The sequence below is a fragment of the Amycolatopsis thailandensis genome, from assembly GCF_042723255.1.
Lineage (GTDB): Bacteria > Actinomycetota > Actinomycetes > Mycobacteriales > Pseudonocardiaceae > Amycolatopsis > Amycolatopsis thailandensis.
Genome location: NZ_JBHXJK010000028.1, coordinates 24,777 through 40,197 on the forward strand (window position 1 = coordinate 24,777; position 15,421 = coordinate 40,197).

Genomic DNA, 15,421 nt, shown 5'->3' on the forward strand with positions numbered 1-15,421 from the left:
AGCCCACCCCGACAATTCCGTTAGATCAGTCCCCAGGTGAGCGCGGTGCCCTTCGGGACATCGGAGGCGAACGTGCGGCCGAGCACGTTCACGATCTCGGCGGGCGCCAGACCGCCGGCGGGCCGGATCGACCGGACGTTCTCCCGCGTCACCGTATCCCCGGCGCGCACGTCCTCGACGACGTAAAGGGAGCGCCGGAACCGCAGGCCTTCCTTCTCGCTCTCACGCGGCCCGATCACCGCGGCGCCCAGCGCCTCCCACGCGCGATGTGACTCGGTCACCAACGCGGCCAGTTCGGCGGGCTCCAGCGAGAATTCCGAGTCGACGCCGCCGTCGTTCCTGGCCAGCGTCACGTGCTTTTCGATGGCGACGGCGCCGAGCGCGACGGCGGCGAGCGGGGCGCCGATGCCGGGCGTGTGGTCGGACAGGCCGACGAGTGTCCCGGTCACGCCCGCCAGGACGGGCAGGCCACGCAGGTTGCTCTCGGCGGGCGACGCCGGGTAGCTGGCCGTGCAGCCGAGCACGACGATCTGCTCGTTGCCAGCCTCACGCGCTGTCCGGACCGCCGCGTCGATCTCGGCGACACTGGCCATCCCGGTCGAGATGATCAGCGGTTTGCCGGTCTTCGCGCACAGTTCGATCAGTGGCAGGTCGACGATCTCCGACGACGCGATCTTGTACGCGGGCGCGTCCAGCGACTCCAGCAGGTCGACGGCGGTGGGGTCGAACGGGCTGGAAAAGATCTCGAGACCGCGGGCGCGGGCACGCTCGAACAGCGGCTCGTGCCACTCCCACGGTGTGTGGGCGCGCTCGTAAAGCTTGTAGAGGTTCTCGCCGCCCCACAGCGAATGCGAGTCGCCGATCCGGAAGTCCGGCGTGTCCACGTCGATGGTGATCGTGTCCGGCCGGTAGGTCTGGAGTTTGACCGCCTGCGCGCCCGTTCCGGCGATCGCGTCGACGATCTCCAGCGCCCGGCCGAGATCACCGTTGTGGTTACCGGACATTTCGGCGATCACGAACGGCGGGTGCGCCGCCGAGAGGACATGTGCGCCGATGCGCACCTCGCTGGCGGTCATCGGGGTGGGACTACCTCTTCTTCCTGGTCCGGCGGTCGGCGGCGCGCAATTCGGTCCAGACGACCTCGCGCGGCTCGCCGTCGACCTCTCGAACATACCTGCGTGTTTCGGTGAAGCCGAATCGCTTGTGCAGTTGCAGGACCTGCCGGTTGTCCGCGAGCGTCGCGCCACCCAGCAGGTTCAGGCCGAGAACGTCGAAGCCGTGGTCGACGGCCGCGCCCTCCAGCTTCAGCCAGGCGGGGAGGGTGTCCCTGCCGAGCCCCTCGACGTCCAGGTAGAAGTGCCATTCCGCGCTACCGGCCTCGACGTCGATGTCGCTGAACAGCACGACACCGGCGGGCACGCCGCCGTGCCGGTAGACGAGCACGCGACGGCTCGGATCGGCCCGGGCCGCGTCGAACCAGCGACGGTGTTCTTCGGCACCGATCTCGTGCGTGGTGAAACTGACCCGGCGGACCGACGGGTGGTTGCGCCACCGCCGGATCCGGTCGAGATCGTCTTCCCCGGCTTCGACCAGCAGGCCTGTCATTCGCCTGCCGGGACGGTGATGGTCTCTTCGAGACGGCGCAGCCGGTCCTCGTACCGGGCGATCCCGGCGAGCCGGACACGGATCTGGGCGTGCTGGCGCTGGATCTCCTGGATCAGGCTGCGCGCCTCGGCCAGTTCGGGCTTGTCTGCGTGCGCCGGCAGCGACAGCGACTCGCGCAGGTCCTCCAGCTGGGCCTCCTGGGCCGCGACGCTCGGGATCAGGCGGTCCAGCTCGGCGCGGGTCCAGCGCAGGTCGCCGCGCGCGTGCTCGAGGCCTCCCTCGGCGCCGTCGAGCCGACGGCGGTGGTCCGCGGTGGCGTGTTCGAGGTCGTTGACGCGGCCGTTGAGGTCGCGGAGCCGCTCGTCGATCCGGAAGTCGATGAGCCTGGCGATCCGGCTGATCACGCCGCTGCGGAGTTTCTGCACTGCCATGGGTGGTTCCTTCTCGGGTGAGCTGGCTGCGATTCAGCGCAGGAGTTCGGTTTCGCCGGTCTTCGTCCAGGAGTCGAGCAGCCTGCCCTCGGCGGCGATCCGGTGCTCGGGTCCGACGATGCAGGAGTCGCCGGCGGCGTGCTCCCAGTGGGTCTGGGCCGGGTCGTCGATGAACGAGAACCCGGACAGGACCAGGTTGGCGTGCGGGAAAGACGTGCGCGCGATCCAAGCGGCGAGCGTCCCGGTGGTCGACCACAGGCCCTCCTCGCGGCTCGGCAGGCCGAGCGCGTCCGAGAGCGGCAGGACGACCTCACGGTTCGGCACCGGCACGTAACCGAGGTCACCGGGCCACCAGCCCGGGATGTCTTCGGGCTCCCAGTGCATCCGCCCCGGCTCGACCAGCAGGTAGAGCCGTTTGCGGTAGTCACGGAAGACGTGCTTGGTGGCGCGGACGGCGCGGTTGAACACGACGACGTGCACCCGGCTGCCGACGGCTTCGGGTCCGCCCGGTTCGTCCACGACGAAGCCGTTGACCCGGATCACGAGGTCGCAGGCGTCGATGGCCTTCGCCCGCCGGGGGTCCGGAGGAAGCGGCTGGTTCCCGACCACGGCCACCGAACGGGGCTCCGGCCGGTCGGCGTATGCGGCGAGCAGATTGACCATCAGGCTCGCGTCGCCGAGTGCAGCAGTCATGAGGGCAGAAAATACCAGGACACGCACCGCATTCGAGTGCGAAGCCGTCGGTAGCTTTCCGTGGTCGGGCGGGGTGGCCCAGGCACCATCGGCCCCATCGGTACCCTCGTTCCCGTGCATGCCACCAGCACGGTTCACGCCGCCGACGGTGCTGCGCCGACCTCGGTTCCGCCGATTTCGGACAGCAAGACCTTCTCGCGCGCGTTCGCCGACATCAAGACCGGGTTCGCCGCCAAAGAGCTGTGGGGACACCTCGGCTGGCAGGACATCAAGCAGCGTTATCGCCGCTCGGTGATCGGCCCGTTCTGGATCACCATCAGCCAGGGCATCATCGCGCTGGGCCTCGGACTGCTGTATTCACAGTTGTTCGCTCTGCCGACAGCGACGTTCCTGCCCTACATCAGCACCGGCTTCATCATCTGGGGCTTCATCAGCGGCTGCCTGTCCGAGGGCATGGAGACCTTCATCTCCAACGAAGGGCTGATCAAACAGCTCCCGGCCCCGCTTTCGGTGTACGTCCTCCGCACGGTGTGGCGGCAGACGCTGATGCTGGCGCACAACCTGATCGTCTACGTCATCGTGGTCGCGATCTTCTTCACCAGCCTGGACCAGCCGTATGCGATGAGCGGCGAATGCGTCGGGCAGGTCCTGTGCCACCCCGGCATCGGCTGGTACTCACTGAGCGCGATCCCCGGCATCCTGGTGCTCGCACTGAACGCCGGCTGGGTCACCCTGCTGCTGGGCATCATCTCGACTCGCTACCGCGACATCCCGCAGGTGATCAACTCGCTCATCCAGCTGCTCTTCTACATGACGCCGATCGTGTGGCCGATCGACCAGCTGATGGCAGGCGGTGCCCGTGACAGCATTTCGGGAGCCTTGCCGTTCGTCTACGCCAACCCGCTCTTCCACTTCATCCAGATCGTGCGTGCACCGCTGATCGGACAAGCGGTCAGCATCAACAGCTGGTACGTGGTGCTCGGCATCACAGTCGTCGGCTGGGGCCTCGCCCTGGTCGCGATGCGTAATTACCGTTCCCGCGTCTCTTATTGGGTGTGACAGATGGTCAGCATTGATGTGCACAACGCCTACGTCGACTTCCCCATCTTCGACGCGAAGACCCGCTCCATGAAAAAGAAGGTGCTGGGCAAGGTCGGCGGCAAGATCGGCACCGAGAGCAAGGTGCCGATCATCGAGGCCCTGCATGACGTGAGTCTCCAGCTCCGCGAAGGTGACCGTGTCGGTCTCGTCGGTCACAACGGTGCCGGGAAGTCGACCCTGCTGCGCCTGCTGTCCGGCATCTACGAGCCCACCCGAGGTTCGGCGAGGATCTCCGGCAAGATCGCACCGGTCTTCGACCTGGGCATCGGCATGGACCCGGAGATCTCGGGGATGGAGAACATCATCATCCGCGGCCTGTTCCTCGGGATGACCGCGAAGCAGATGGAGTCCCGCGTCGACGACATCGCCGAGTTCACCGAACTCGGCGACTACCTGCAGATGCCGTTGCGGACGTACTCGACCGGTATGCGGGTGCGCCTGGCGCTGGGTGTGGTCACCTCGATCGACCCGGAGATCCTGATTCTCGACGAAGGTATCGGCGCGGTCGACGCGGCGTTCCTCAACAAGGCCAAGGACCGGCTGAAGGATCTGGTGAAGCGGTCCGGCATCCTGGTGTTCGCCAGCCACTCGGACGAGTTCCTCTTCGAGCTCTGCGATTCCGCGATCTGGATGGACGAGGGACACGTCAAGCAGCGCGGTTCGCTGCGTGACGTGCTCACCGGCTACAAGGGGCGCGATCCGTTCGAGAACATGAGCAAGGAGACACTGGAGCGGTTCGGCATCGAGCCCGAGCCCGAGGCAGTGGCGCTCACGAACGGCGGCCAAGGATGACCAGCGAGACCCGGCAGTTGCCCGAAGGCGCTGTCGTCGGCGTCGTCGTCACGCGCCATCGGCGGGAACTGCTCGCGGACTCGCTCAAGGTGATCGCCGCGCAGACGCGGCCGGTCGACCACCTCGTCGTGGTCGACAACGGGCCGGACAAGTCGGCGCGGGACGTCGTGGAGAGTTACCCGCTTCCCTTCACGTACCTGCCTTCGCACCGCAACCTCGGTGGCGCGGGCGGGTTCGCGCTCGGCATGCTGCACGCGCTCTCGCTGGGCGCGGACTGGATCTGGCTGGCCGACGACGACGGCCGTCCCGCCGACGAGAACGTCCTCGCGATCCTGTTGGACGAGGCCGAAAAGCGGGATCTGGCCGAGATCTCCCCCGTGGTGTCCAACATCGACGCGCCGGACAAGCTCGCGTTCCCGTTGCGGCGCGGGCTGACCTGGAAGCGTTCGTCGTCGGAACTGGGCGTCGACTTCCTGCCCGGTATCGCCTCGCTGATGAACGGCGCGTTGTTCCGCGCGTCCACTTTGGACGTCGTCGGCGTGCCGGACCTGCGGCTGTTCTTCCGCGGCGACGAGGTCGAACTGCACCGGCGCCTAGTGCGTTCGGGGCTGCCGTTCGGCACGTCGCTCAAGACCGCGTACCTGCACCCGGACGGCTCGGACGAGTTCAAGCCGATGCTGGGCGGCCGGTTCCACGCGCAGGACCCGGAGAACGAGGTCAAGCGCTACTACACCTACCGCAACCGCGGGTACCTGCTGTCGCAGCCGGGAATGCGCAAGATCGGTGCGCTCGAAGTGGTGCGGTTCGGGCTGTACTTCGTCGGTGTGAAGCGGGATCCGAAGGCTTTCTTGCAGTGGCTCAAGCTGGTGCGCCAGGGCCGCAAGGAGAAGTTCTACCGCTACTGAGGCAGCCTCCCCTTTTTGAGATGAAAGGCCCCTTCATTGCAAATTTTGCAATGAAGGGGCCTTTCATCTCAGTTTTTGCCGAGGCGCTGCCCTACTCGCCGATGACCGGCGGCGCGGTGCGCATGTCGGTGCCGAAGACCTCGTCCGGGTCGCCCTCGACGAGGTACGTCGGACGCTGGTGCTCGGTGTCCTCGTCCCCGTCCGCGTGCTGACCGCGACCACCCATGCCGCCGCCCATTCCCGGTCCGCCACGGCCGGCGGCGCCACCGCCGAGACCGCCCATACCGCGACCCGCCGCGGCTTCGGCGGCGCCGACGCCACCAGGACGGGCCGCGCCGGACGCGGAACCCGAACCGGGCGTGGAGCCCGAACCGCCACCGGGGCCGAAGCCGCTTCCGCCGCCGCTGCGGCCGCCTCGGCCGTTGTATTCCGAGTCGCCCATGCCGCCGCCCATCATGGGCGACATCGGCATCGGGCCCATCGGCATGGAGTTCATGGTGTTGTTCGGGCCGGGCGTGCTGATCGGGGGCTGGTTGCCCTGGAAGCCCGACGGCGTCGTGCTCGACGGGATGCTGCCCGCACCCGTGCTGCTGCCGGGGCCGGGGATGTGGCTGCCGCCACCGCCGCCTCCTCCGCCACCGTTACCCCCGCCGCCGCCACCACCGCCGTTGCCCGGCGGGATGTAGGTGCTGCCGGGCGGGTTCGAGCCGGACCCGGGCGGGGTCGACGAGCCGGGCGGCACCTCGTAGCGACCGGACCTGCCCGTGTCGTCGCCGCCACCGCCGCCGTCCACACCGAACTTGGGCGGCTCGGCGAACGCCGGCTGCTTCGACGCGGCGTCGTACAGCGCCTTGTCGTAGCTGTGCATGGCCGAGGCGGCCTCGGTGTGCGCGTCCTGGCTGTCCTTCTGCTTCTGGATGGACTTGTCGATGTTGTCGCCCAGGTTGAACGGGTTCGACGTCATCCAGCCGCCGACCTCCTCCTTCCAGCTGAAGGGGATCGGCTTGGGCATCGTGTTCTTCACGGTCGAAGCCGCGGTGCCCTGGTCGTAGATCGTCTCGGAGGCGAGCTTCGCGTTCTGGGAGTTCGCCTCGGACCACTTGCTGAGGCTCTTGAAGTAGCCCTGCGCGTTGCCGGCTGCGTCACCTTCCCAGGTGCCCTGCGACGCCGTGACGGCCTTGTCCATGGTCGTCGAGAAAGTGTTGAACGCCTTGTGAAGGTCGTGGTACGCCGTGGAGACCTCGGTGACCTGCTCGACGTTCAGATCGCTGTTGACGAACTGTTCGAGCTTCGTGTGGTCGTAGCCCTGGTAGTCCGCGTTCGACGGCTCCAGCCCCTCGACGTACTTGACGTCGCCATCCTTGGTCAGCTGATCGACGTTCTTGTCGCCGACCTCCTGGGACTGCTGGTGCGCCTTACCGGAGGCCATGAACTGCTTGACCGCGCCGAACAGCCAGCCGTCACCGGGGTCGACGCCCTCCTGGGCCTTCTGCTGGAAGTACGCGTCGCGTGCCGCGGGCGAAAGGTCGGAGACCTGCTTCTCGCTCAGGTTCGGTGTCTTCGTGGTCATCCTGATTCCCCCTTAGCCCTTCGGAAGCTTCGGTTCGACGATGTCGGCGACCTTCTCGGCGGTCCCGCAGGCCTTCTCGGTGTCTCCGCCCGCGATCAGGACGTCGACCCGTGCCGACGCCGAGAGTTCGAGAGCCATCAAGCACCCTCCCGGAGGCCTGGGCGCGAGAATCGCCTTGCGCCCGTTGACGTTGCCGGTGGTCTTGCCGTTCCCGGCGTCGCTCACCGAGTCGAGCCCTTGTGTGTCACGGACGCCGATACCGATCGAGAGGCTTTCCGAGGCTGACGCCGCTTCCTTGTTCAGCGTGCAGAGGCGGGCTCCCCCCGCGTTCTCGTTCGTCGGTGGCTTGAACGTCCCATAGGACGCCAGGTCCGCCGCACTGACGAGCGAACAGGGGTCGACCGACGCCGTGTCCCCGCCGGAGGTGGCCGGGGCGCTGGACGCGCTCGACTGCGCGGGCGGGGCCGACGGCGCGGGACTGGCGCTCCCCGGCTTCTCGCTGGAGCACGCGGCCAGTACCAGGGCGGCCGCGGCGAGCGGCACCACGTAGAGCTTCTTCATCGTCCTCAGGCCTGAATCTTCTTGGTGGCGTCGATCGCGCGGTCTTCGACGCCCTTGTACAGTCCGGCGGCCCTGGCCAGCGCCTCGTCGGCGTCCTTGACCACCTGCTCGAACTGCCCGATGATCGCGTTCGCGGAGTTGGCCGACTGGGCGGCGCCCTTGTGGTCGTGGGCCGCGACGGCCTTGCCGTAGGGGTGGCCACCCAGCTTCGGGGCGTCGTTGAGCGCCATGGTCTTGATCTTCAGCGCGCTGAGCTCTTCCGACATGTTCGCCAGGGCCTCGCGAAGCGGTTTGACACCCTCTTCGCTGATCTTGAAGCCGCCGCTCTTGGCGGCCGAGACCAGCTTCTGCGTCTCGGCGCTGACCTTGGCGATCGCGGCCTGGTTCAGGCCACCCGCCGCCACGTAGTTGGCCGCCGCGCCCACGGCGGCGCCGATCGAGAAGTTCGGTGCCGCCTGTCCGCCGTCCGCTTCGAAAGCCATCGTCCGCCCCACTGCATCGTCTGCTCGCCCGTGCGTACCGCCCGGCAGTCTACTAGCCGAGCACTCGGCGCAACGCCGATCGAGCCTATTCGCCGATCACCGCGGAACGCGCCCGAACTGTGACGAAACGGGCTTCACCCCGGTTCCCGGCTGCTCAGAACTGGCCTTCGAGCTGGGTGTACAGCTGCTGCGCGATCCTCGCGTTGTCGGCCGGAGCGTAGGTCAGCCAGCTTTGCCCGTCGGCCGCCTGACGCGAGGTCATCATGAACCGGCCGGCTTCGGTGTCGAACCACGCCAGCGGCGGGAAGGCCTGGCCGCCGCGGATGAACACGCTGAACTGGCCCACGCGTGTCTTCGGCTTCTCGAACATCCGCTCCACATGGCGCTGCTGGGGGTTCGACCCGTGGGAACGGGGACCGCTGACCTTGGCGAAGGGGTCGTAGGCGTCGTCGTTGCGAGGACGCTTCGGCGCACTCGCCGGCTTCGCGATGGTGACGGACTGCCCGGGACCCGCCGGGGTCAGCGGCAGCAGGTCGACGATCGCGGCGACGATCGCGGTCGGCCGGGTCTCCTCGAACACGAGGAGGTTCTCGTCCTGGCGCACGACGACAGCGAACTGGCCGTTCGTCGCGGACCTCGCGAACAGCTGCTTGTCCTTGTCCATCTGCGCGACCGCCCACACGGCGAGCTGCGGTTGGACGAACGTGGCGAGCGCAAGTTCGACATCGGCGTCGAGCCTTCCGCCGCGCATCATGCCGCGGCCTTCGAGGTCACGGAAGACGGCCTCGCGCACCATCGCGCGCTGATCGGTCGTGGTGCCGATGTGCGGGACCTCGAACGGGACCGGCGCCGGGCCGAACCGGCCGTGTTCGAGCAGGATGTCCACCGCCGCCAGCGACAACGAGAACGAATGCGGCATCGCCATTTCCCCCCGCGGGTGTCTTGTTCGTCGGGATGAACGTAGTCCACGCACCCGGTACGCCCGCAGCGAACCCGCTTGCCCGGCCGTGATCAGTGCTGGTGCCATGGGTTCATGGCAGACCAGAAACCCGCGCTCGTACTCCATCTCGCCGCCGGTGGCGAGCCGCTCCTCTTCGCGCTCACGACGGAAGAAACCGAACGGCTCGCCAAGGATCTTTCGCACTTCGTACGGACCGGCTCGGTCCAGACGATCCAGACCAAGGACGAGTCGGAGGTGGCGATCAACTTCTCCCACGTCGCCGCCGCCTACATCGACGACCTGAACCGCAAGACCCGGGTGTTCGGCCTCCACTAGCGCCGGCGGTGCCCGGGTGGCGGCGCCGCACTCGCGTGATCGGACACGGAACTCGCGTGTCTGAAGACGGAACTCGCGTGATTGGACACCGCACACACGAGTTCCGGCTCCAAACACGCGAGTTCCGGGTTTGAGCACGCGAGTCACGCCTTCGCCCCGGCCGTCAACTCCGGGAAAACAGCTCCAGCAGACCTGTCTTGATCTCCGGGCGGCTGGCGGCGACGAGCAGGAAGGTGGCTTCCCGGACGAGCCGCTGGGGGTGTCGTCCGCCGAGGACCGACGTGCTGCCGTTGGCCGCGACCAGCGCGCCCGCGGCACGGAACGCGAGTTCCGCGCCGGCCGCCCGGGCCGGGGGCAGGGACGGCGGGTCGGCGAGGCCCGCGTCGAGCCGACCGCGGACGGCGTCGATCTCGGCCCTGAGCCCGGCGGCGACGTCGCCCTTCCCGAGGTCGTCGATGAGCCGGGCGGCGCGGGCGGCCAGGCCGAGCGGGGCGCAGCCGTTGAGCCGGGACGGGAAGGTGTTGCCCGCGACGAACTCCGCGTGCGGGGTCTTCCCGTAGACGCGGTCGTCGGCCACGAAGTAGCGGGTGAAGCCGAGGTGCACGGTGGACGTGCCCTGCGCGGCGACGAGGTCGAGCGGCTGGACCTCCACTCCCTCCGCCGCAACCGCGTCGACGGCCGCGCTGATCACGGTGTCGCCGTCCCGGGCGCACAGCTGGAGCAGGTCGATGACGCCCCAGCCGCTGACGAACGGGGCTTCGCCGTCGAGCAGGTAGCCGCCTTCGACGCGTTCCGCGCGCAGCCTGGGCGGGGTCGGGATCACCGCGGCGAACGCGGCGCCCGCCTTGAGTTCCCCCTTGAGCAGGGCCGGGAGGTAGCGCTCGCGCAGGTCCGCGCGGTCGGTGGCGGACAGCCCGGCGACCAGGCCGTGGTGCTGGACCCAGGTGAACATCGTGCTGAGGCAGCCGCCCGCCAGGGCTTCGAGTACTCCGACGATCGTCGGGAGGTCGACGCCGGGGCCGCCGGCTTCCTGGGGCGCCGCGAGGCCGTAGAAGCCTTCGGCGGCTAGGGCGTCGAAGTGACTTGAAGGGACTTCGCCCTTGAGGTCGACTTCGGTGGCTGCCGGGAAGAGAAGGTCATCGGCGAGGGCTTGGGCACGGGCGACCGGATCCGTCATGAAGTAAGGCTACCCTAACTTTACTCGGCCGTGGGGTACCTCCGGATGTCATGAGGGGTCCCCATGGGACGAATTTCGTCCTATGGGGACCCCTCATGACACTCTCTGGAGCGAAGCGGACTACAGCTTGTAGAGCCGCTTCCAGTTGTCCCGCGACGTCAGCTCGGGCATGGAGCGCTTGTACTGCTCCTGCACCGCCGCGCCTTCCTTGCGGAGCCGCTGGATGACCTTGGCACCCTTCCGCGCCAGGTCGAACATCTTCGCGCGGTCGTACGAGCGGACCCGCACACCTTCCTGCGAAGCGTCGGTGACGACGGCGGTGTCGAAGGTCGCGACGTGCCACCAGTGGGCCTCGTCGATCGGGATCGCGCCGAGCGAGTGACGGCTGCGGCCGAGCACCCGGTCGAGGATCCGCTTGATCAGCACCAGGCGCTGCATGCTGGGCCGCGGCGCGCTGTTGATGATGCCGATGTCGTTCGACGCGATACCCGGGACGTCGGTGGCCTTGTGCCGCTTGGTCTCGGGGTACTCGTCGCGGATCCGGCGGATCTCCTTCATCGCGGCGACGCCGCCGTCACGCAGGACCTCCGGCCCTTCGAGGAAGTCCTCGACGGCCTTGATCAGCGTGGCGGACAGGCCGTACTGCATGCCGAGCAGGTACCGGACCAGCTGCGCGACGAGCACGCGCGAGAGCAGGTTCAGGTTGAACGGCGAGTGCAGCGCGGCGGTGATGATCGAGTTCCGCAGGTTGAAGTAGCGGTGCCACTCGTCCCAGTCCTTCCAGTGGAAGTCGGCGTGCCAGACGCCGGCGCCCGGAAGGGTGACCGTGGGGAAGCCCGCGCCGCGGGCGCGGTAGCTGTACTCCGCGTCGTCCCACTGGAAGAAGAACGGCAGCGGGTAGCCCGTGGCCTTGACGACCTCGTACGGGATCAGGCACGACCACCAGCCGTTGTACCCGGCGTCGAGGCGGCGTTCCTGGCGGTTCGGCTTGAGGGTCTCCTCGTCGACGCCGAGCAGGTCGGCGGTCGAGAGCGAGTGCGTCACCGGCTGGCCGGGCTCCAGCGTGTTCAGCCGGGCGTACTCGGCGCCGACGTGCAACTGGTTCGGGTGCAGCAGGTTCAGCATCTGCCCGCCGACGATCACCGGGTTGACCGTGCGGTTGGAGAACGCGGTCATCCGGATCACCAGATCCGGCTCCAGCAGCACGTCGTCGTCCATGAACAGGACGTTCGCGTGCTCGGTCTCGGTGTGCCCGGCGACCTCGTAGAGGCCGCGGGTGAACCCGCCGGCGCCGCCGAGGTTCGGCTGCTTGATGTAGTGCAGCTTGTCGCCGAGGTCCTTCGCGACCTGCTCGAAGCCGTCGCGCGACTCGACGAGGTCGGTGCCCTGGTCGGCGACGTAGATCGCGTCGAGCGTTTCCAGCGAGGAGACGTCGGCGGCGAGCGCCTGCAGGTTCGACAGGCAGTCGTCGGCGCGGTTCATCGTGCAGATGGTCACCGCGGTCGGGCGGATCTTCTCCGGGGCCTCGACCGTCCAGCGGACCTTCTCGACACGCAGCGACTGGCCACCCTCGGTCTCGAGGTCGAGCCAGAGCGCGCCGCCGTCGTAGAACTTGTCGAGCTTCGCGGCGAGCGTCACCTTCTGCTGCTTCGCGCCCGCGACGACCTCGGCGGCGACCACGCGCGAGTCGCCCTCGATGTCCGAAGCGCCGACGGACAGCTGCCCGTCACCGGTGACGACGGCCTCGACCTGGACCTCGGTCACGTCGGTCCAGCGCTGCCAGTAGCTCGCGGGGAAGCGTCCGAAGTAGGTGTTGCCGGACACCTTCGACGCCGGCTCGATGGCGATGCCCGCGCGCTCGCGCACGGCACTGCCCCATTCGAGCTCGGCGTAGAGGTCCTTGCTGACGATGGGGGCCGGGCCGGCGTAAAGCCCGCGCTGCGCGGTGAGACGGCCCTGCGGGGTGCGTTCCGCGAAGCGGGTGTCGTCGACAGTGCTCACCATGGCGCTCGGGGCCTCTCCGGTGACGGCGGCTTTACCGGGCATGAATCCTCAGTTCTCCTCTGTGCTTGACACGACTGTGCTGACGGTGGCGCGGGGCTCGCGGAAGACGACCCACTTGAGCATGACGAAATTGATCACGGTCGCGGTTGCCTGCGAAACGACCCAACCGAAAGTGGCCTTCCAGGCCGAGTCCGGCAGGACGTGCAGCATCGTGCGGTTGACGCCGACGGCGACGAGGAACGTCACGGCGTACAGAGCCACGAAGCTACCGATCTGACGTGCGCCTTCCTGGCGTCCACCGGCGAAGGTGAACTTGCGGTTCAGGAAGAACGCGGTCGTGGTGCCCACGATGAAGCTGATCGCGCGGGCGATGTCCACCCACGGCGTCGCGTCCATTCCGAGGGCACGGAGCCCCTGGTAGACGCCGAAATCGACCAAGGCGCAGAAGCCGCCGATGAGGCCGAAGCGGATGAGCTGCCCGAGCAGCCCAGGGGAGGACGGCTCTGCTGCCGTCGCACCGGCTTTCGGGTCGGTCGCCACCACTGCTCTACCTCATAAACTGCTGGGGCTGATGCGCAAAGTGTAGAAGCGAGCACTTCAGGGTCACGTTCCGGGCAGTGTTCGGCGTGGTTACCCTGGTCGGCGTGACCCAAGCACCCAAGACACAGCGGCAGTCGCTCATGGGCTGGGCAAGGACGTCGCCGAGCATCGCGGACGTCCTGAGCACCCCCGACGTGGAGGCCATCGCCAAGGCGGTGACCCAGGCCGGGGAACGCGGGGTCATCGCGCGTGGTCTCGGCCGGTCCTACGGCGACCCGGCGCAGAACGCGGGCGGCCTGGTCGTCGACATGACCGCGCTGGACCGCATCCACTCGATCGACCCGGACTCCGGCATCGTCGACCTCGACGCCGGGGTCAGCCTCGACAAGCTGATGCGCGAGGGGCTGCCGTACGGCCTGTGGGTCCCGGTGCTGCCGGGCACCCGCCAGGTGACCATCGGCGGCGCGATCGCCAACGACATCCACGGCAAGAACCACCACTCGGCCGGCAGCTTCGGCAACCACGTGGTGTCGCTGGACCTGGTCACCGCCGACGGGCAGGTGCGCACGATCACGCCGGACGGCCCCGACGCGGAGCTGTTCTGGGCGACCGTGGCGGGCATCGGCCTGACCGGCATCATCGTCCGGGCCAAGATCCGGATGACCAAGACGGAGACGGCCTACTTCAAGGCCGACATCCAGCGCACGGCGAACCTCGACGAGACGTTGGCGCTGGTCACCGACGGTTCCGAGGACAACTACACGTACTCGTCCGGCTGGTTCGACTCGATCTCCCGGGGTGCGAAGCTCGGCCGTGCGGCCTTCCAGCGCGGCTCGCTCGCCAAGCTGGACGAACTGCCGCCCAAGCTGCGGGCGGACCCGCTCAAGTTCAACCCGGGCACGCTGGCGACCCTGCCGGACGTGTTCCCGAACGGGCTGGCGAACAAGCTGTCGTTCTCCGCGATCGGCGAGCTGTACTACCGCAAGACCGCGAAGAACGCGCGCGATCAGATCCAAAGCCTGACCGCCTTCTACCACCCGCTCGACCTGTTCGGCGAGTGGAACCGCGCCTACGGCTCCAAGGGTTTCCTCCAGTACCAGTTCAGCACGCCGCTGAACGCGCACGAGCCGCTGCGCCGGATCATCCAGAAGGTCGCGGACTCCGGGCACGTGTCGTTCCTCAACGTGTTCAAGCAGATGGGCGAGGGCAACCCGGCGCCGCTGTCGTTCCCGCACCCCGGCTGGATGGTCTGCCTCGACTTCCCGATCAAGGACGGGCTGAGCCGGTTCTGCCAGGAGCTCGACGAAGACGTGCTCGCGCTCGGCGGCCGTCTGTACACGGCGAAGGACTCGCGCACCTCCGCGGAGAACTTCGCGAAGATGTACCCGCGTCTCGAGGAATGGCGCAAGGTCCGCGCTTCCGTTGACCCCGAAGGCGTTTTCGCCTCTGACATGTCCCGAAGGTTGGAACTGTGATCGACGCTGTGGGCAACCCCCAGTCCCTGCTGCTGCTCGGCGGCACCTCCGACATCGCGCTCGCGATCGCGGAGAAGTACCTGGCCGAGCGCCCCCTCCGGGTCGTGCTGGCCGGACGTCAGTCCCCCCGGCTCGACGCGGCCGCGCAGCGCCTGAAGGACAAGGGCGCCGAAGTGGCCACCGTGGACTTCGACGCCAAGGCCCTGGACTCGCACCCCACCGTGCTGGACAAGGCGTTCGAGGGCGGCGACATCGACGTCACCGTCGTCGCGTTCGGCCTGCTCGGCGACCAGGAAGAGCTGTGGCAGGACCACGCGAAGGCCGTCGAGGCGGCGACCGTGAACTACACGGCCGCGGTTTCGGTGGGTGTCGCGCTGGCGGACAAGCTGAAGAAGCAGGGCCACGGCAAGGTCATCGCCCTGTCGTCGGTCGCCGGTGAGCGGGTCCGCCGGTCGAACTTCGTCTACGGCTCCTCCAAGGCCGGTTTCGACGGCTTCTACCTGGGCCTCGGCGAGGCGCTGGCGGAGTTCGGCGTGCAGATCACCGTCGTCCGCTCGGGCCAGGTCCGGACCAAGATGACCGAAGGCATGAAGGACGCCCCGCTGACGGTCGACGCCGAGCAGGTCGCCGAGACCTCGGTGGCCGCCTCGCGGGCCGGCAAGGAACTGGTGTGGTCGCCCGCACCGTTCCGCCTGGTCATGTCCGCCCTGCGGCACATCCCCCGGCCGATCTTCCGGAAACTCCCGATCTAGGGAACGAGCTCACACCTGGATTCGTCTCACCCGGGCACGGAGAAAATCCGTCCCCGG

General features: G+C 68.1%; 17 protein-coding genes. 6 read left to right on the plus strand and 11 right to left on the minus strand.

All coding sequences use genetic code 11. The features are described from left to right. Window positions 1-20: 20 nt before the first annotated feature. The 4 genes from pseI to ACFWMR_RS13855 are packed head-to-tail and all read right to left on the minus strand — an operon-like array spanning window position 21 to window position 2,699. The gene (pseI, locus tag ACFWMR_RS13840; RefSeq protein ID WP_378274803.1) at window positions 21-1,076 is read right to left on the minus strand and encodes a pseudaminic acid synthase; all 1,056 of its coding nucleotides are present in this window, start codon (window positions 1,074-1,076) and stop codon (window positions 21-23) included. 10 nt (window positions 1,077-1,086) lie between these two features. Next, a complete protein-coding gene (locus ACFWMR_RS13845; RefSeq protein ID WP_378378595.1) occupies window positions 1,087-1,605 on the minus strand; it encodes a GNAT family N-acetyltransferase in 519 nt (172 codons plus the stop codon). Further along, window positions 1,602-2,036 (minus strand): hypothetical protein, encoded by a 435-nt coding sequence (locus tag ACFWMR_RS13850; RefSeq protein ID WP_093931742.1) that lies wholly within the window; start codon window positions 2,034-2,036, stop codon window positions 1,602-1,604. The genes ACFWMR_RS13845 and ACFWMR_RS13850 overlap by 4 nt, the downstream gene beginning before the upstream one ends. Window positions 2,037-2,069: 33 nt before the next feature. Beyond that, on the minus strand, window positions 2,070-2,699 hold the full coding sequence (locus ACFWMR_RS13855) for a hypothetical protein (RefSeq protein ID WP_378274821.1): 630 nt from the start codon (window positions 2,697-2,699) through the stop codon (window positions 2,070-2,072). 144 nt (window positions 2,700-2,843) lie between these two features. Here ACFWMR_RS13855 and wzm point away from each other — a divergent pair, with 144 nt between their 5' ends. From wzm to glfT1, 3 genes are read left to right on the plus strand one after another with little or no spacing between them, the layout of a single operon-like run. Then, complete coding sequence (wzm, locus tag ACFWMR_RS13860; protein WP_167405943.1) at window positions 2,844-3,788, plus strand: galactan export ABC transporter permease subunit Wzm/RfbD; 945 nt, start codon at window positions 2,844-2,846, stop codon at window positions 3,786-3,788. Between the two features lie 3 nt (window positions 3,789-3,791). Further along, window positions 3,792-4,622 carry a galactan export ABC transporter ATP-binding subunit Wzt/RfbE gene (gene wzt / locus ACFWMR_RS13865; RefSeq protein WP_378274807.1) on the plus strand — a complete coding sequence of 277 codons (831 nt, stop codon included), beginning with the start codon at window positions 3,792-3,794 and terminating at the stop codon, window positions 4,620-4,622. Then, on the plus strand, window positions 4,619-5,527 hold the full coding sequence (glfT1, locus tag ACFWMR_RS13870; RefSeq protein WP_378378596.1) for a galactofuranosyltransferase GlfT1: 909 nt from the start codon (window positions 4,619-4,621) through the stop codon (window positions 5,525-5,527). The genes wzt and glfT1 overlap by 4 nt, the downstream gene beginning before the upstream one ends. Before the next feature lie 91 nt (window positions 5,528-5,618). Here glfT1 and ACFWMR_RS13875 read toward each other — a convergent pair whose 3' ends face one another. The 4 genes from ACFWMR_RS13875 to ACFWMR_RS13890 all read right to left on the minus strand — a co-directional run bounded on the left by ACFWMR_RS13875 (window position 5,619) and on the right by ACFWMR_RS13890 (window position 9,059). Beyond that, on the minus strand, window positions 5,619-7,097 hold the full coding sequence (locus tag ACFWMR_RS13875; RefSeq protein ID WP_378378597.1) for a hypothetical protein: 1,479 nt from the start codon (window positions 7,095-7,097) through the stop codon (window positions 5,619-5,621). Window positions 7,098-7,109: 12 nt separating this feature from the next. Next, a complete protein-coding gene (locus tag ACFWMR_RS13880; protein WP_378274809.1) occupies window positions 7,110-7,658 on the minus strand; it encodes a DUF3558 family protein in 549 nt (182 codons plus the stop codon). Between the two features lie 5 nt (window positions 7,659-7,663). Next, window positions 7,664-8,140 carry a hypothetical protein gene (locus tag ACFWMR_RS13885; RefSeq protein WP_378378598.1) on the minus strand — a complete coding sequence of 159 codons (477 nt, stop codon included), beginning with the start codon at window positions 8,138-8,140 and terminating at the stop codon, window positions 7,664-7,666. A 154-nt stretch (window positions 8,141-8,294) separates the two neighbouring features. Continuing rightward, complete coding sequence (locus tag ACFWMR_RS13890) at window positions 8,295-9,059, minus strand: ESX secretion-associated protein EspG (protein WP_167406260.1); 765 nt, start codon at window positions 9,057-9,059, stop codon at window positions 8,295-8,297. Between the two features lie 114 nt (window positions 9,060-9,173). Between ACFWMR_RS13890 and ACFWMR_RS13895 the strand changes: the two genes are divergently transcribed. Beyond that, window positions 9,174-9,416 carry a hypothetical protein gene (locus tag ACFWMR_RS13895; protein ID WP_378378599.1) on the plus strand — a complete coding sequence of 81 codons (243 nt, stop codon included), beginning with the start codon at window positions 9,174-9,176 and terminating at the stop codon, window positions 9,414-9,416. 163 nt (window positions 9,417-9,579) lie between these two features. Here ACFWMR_RS13895 and ACFWMR_RS13900 read toward each other — a convergent pair whose 3' ends face one another. The 3 genes from ACFWMR_RS13900 to ACFWMR_RS13910 form a co-directional block, all read right to left on the minus strand. Then, complete coding sequence (locus ACFWMR_RS13900; RefSeq protein ID WP_378378600.1) at window positions 9,580-10,593, minus strand: acyl-CoA dehydrogenase family protein; 1,014 nt, start codon at window positions 10,591-10,593, stop codon at window positions 9,580-9,582. A gap of 120 nt (window positions 10,594-10,713) precedes the next feature. After that, on the minus strand, window positions 10,714-12,639 hold the full coding sequence (locus ACFWMR_RS13905; protein ID WP_093936346.1) for a glycosyltransferase: 1,926 nt from the start codon (window positions 12,637-12,639) through the stop codon (window positions 10,714-10,716). Window positions 12,640-12,645: 6 nt separating this feature from the next. Continuing rightward, the gene (locus ACFWMR_RS13910; RefSeq protein ID WP_378378601.1) at window positions 12,646-13,140 is read right to left on the minus strand and encodes a GtrA family protein; all 495 of its coding nucleotides are present in this window, start codon (window positions 13,138-13,140) and stop codon (window positions 12,646-12,648) included. A gap of 101 nt (window positions 13,141-13,241) precedes the next feature. Between ACFWMR_RS13910 and ACFWMR_RS13915 the strand changes: the two genes are divergently transcribed. Beyond that, the gene (locus ACFWMR_RS13915; RefSeq protein WP_093936409.1) at window positions 13,242-14,612 is read left to right on the plus strand and encodes an FAD-binding oxidoreductase; all 1,371 of its coding nucleotides are present in this window, start codon (window positions 13,242-13,244) and stop codon (window positions 14,610-14,612) included. Continuing rightward, window positions 14,609-15,364: a decaprenylphospho-beta-D-erythro-pentofuranosid-2-ulose 2-reductase gene (locus ACFWMR_RS13920; protein WP_378378602.1), complete on the plus strand. Its 756-nt coding sequence runs from the start codon at window positions 14,609-14,611 to the stop codon at window positions 15,362-15,364. The genes ACFWMR_RS13915 and ACFWMR_RS13920 overlap by 4 nt, the downstream gene beginning before the upstream one ends. Window positions 15,365-15,421: the final 57 nt, after the last annotated feature.

Coding starts and splice junctions, on each gene's coding strand:
- ACFWMR_RS13890 (WP_167406260.1), bottom strand. CDS start 9,059: ATGCCGCATTCGTTCTCGTTGTCGCTGGCGGCGGTGGACATCCTGCTC.
- ACFWMR_RS13850 (WP_093931742.1), bottom strand. CDS start 2,036: ATGGCAGTGCAGAAACTCCGCAGCGGCGTGATCAGCCGGATCGCCAGG.
- wzt (WP_378274807.1), top strand. CDS start 3,792: ATGGTCAGCATTGATGTGCACAACGCCTACGTCGACTTCCCCATCTTC.
- glfT1 (WP_378378596.1), top strand. CDS start 4,619: ATGACCAGCGAGACCCGGCAGTTGCCCGAAGGCGCTGTCGTCGGCGTC.
- ACFWMR_RS13885 (WP_378378598.1), bottom strand. CDS start 8,140: ATGGCTTTCGAAGCGGACGGCGGACAGGCGGCACCGAACTTCTCGATC.
- ACFWMR_RS13900 (WP_378378600.1), bottom strand. CDS start 10,593: ATGACGGATCCGGTCGCCCGTGCCCAAGCCCTCGCCGATGACCTTCTC.
- ACFWMR_RS13875 (WP_378378597.1), bottom strand. CDS start 7,097: ATGACCACGAAGACACCGAACCTGAGCGAGAAGCAGGTCTCCGACCTT.
- pseI (WP_378274803.1), bottom strand. CDS start 1,076: ATGACCGCCAGCGAGGTGCGCATCGGCGCACATGTCCTCTCGGCGGCG.
- ACFWMR_RS13895 (WP_378378599.1), top strand. CDS start 9,174: ATGGCAGACCAGAAACCCGCGCTCGTACTCCATCTCGCCGCCGGTGGC.
- ACFWMR_RS13845 (WP_378378595.1), bottom strand. CDS start 1,605: ATGACAGGCCTGCTGGTCGAAGCCGGGGAAGACGATCTCGACCGGATC.
- ACFWMR_RS13880 (WP_378274809.1), bottom strand. CDS start 7,658: ATGAAGAAGCTCTACGTGGTGCCGCTCGCCGCGGCCGCCCTGGTACTG.
- ACFWMR_RS13905 (WP_093936346.1), bottom strand. CDS start 12,639: ATGCCCGGTAAAGCCGCCGTCACCGGAGAGGCCCCGAGCGCCATGGTG.
- ACFWMR_RS13855 (WP_378274821.1), bottom strand. CDS start 2,699: ATGGTCAATCTGCTCGCCGCATACGCCGACCGGCCGGAGCCCCGTTCG.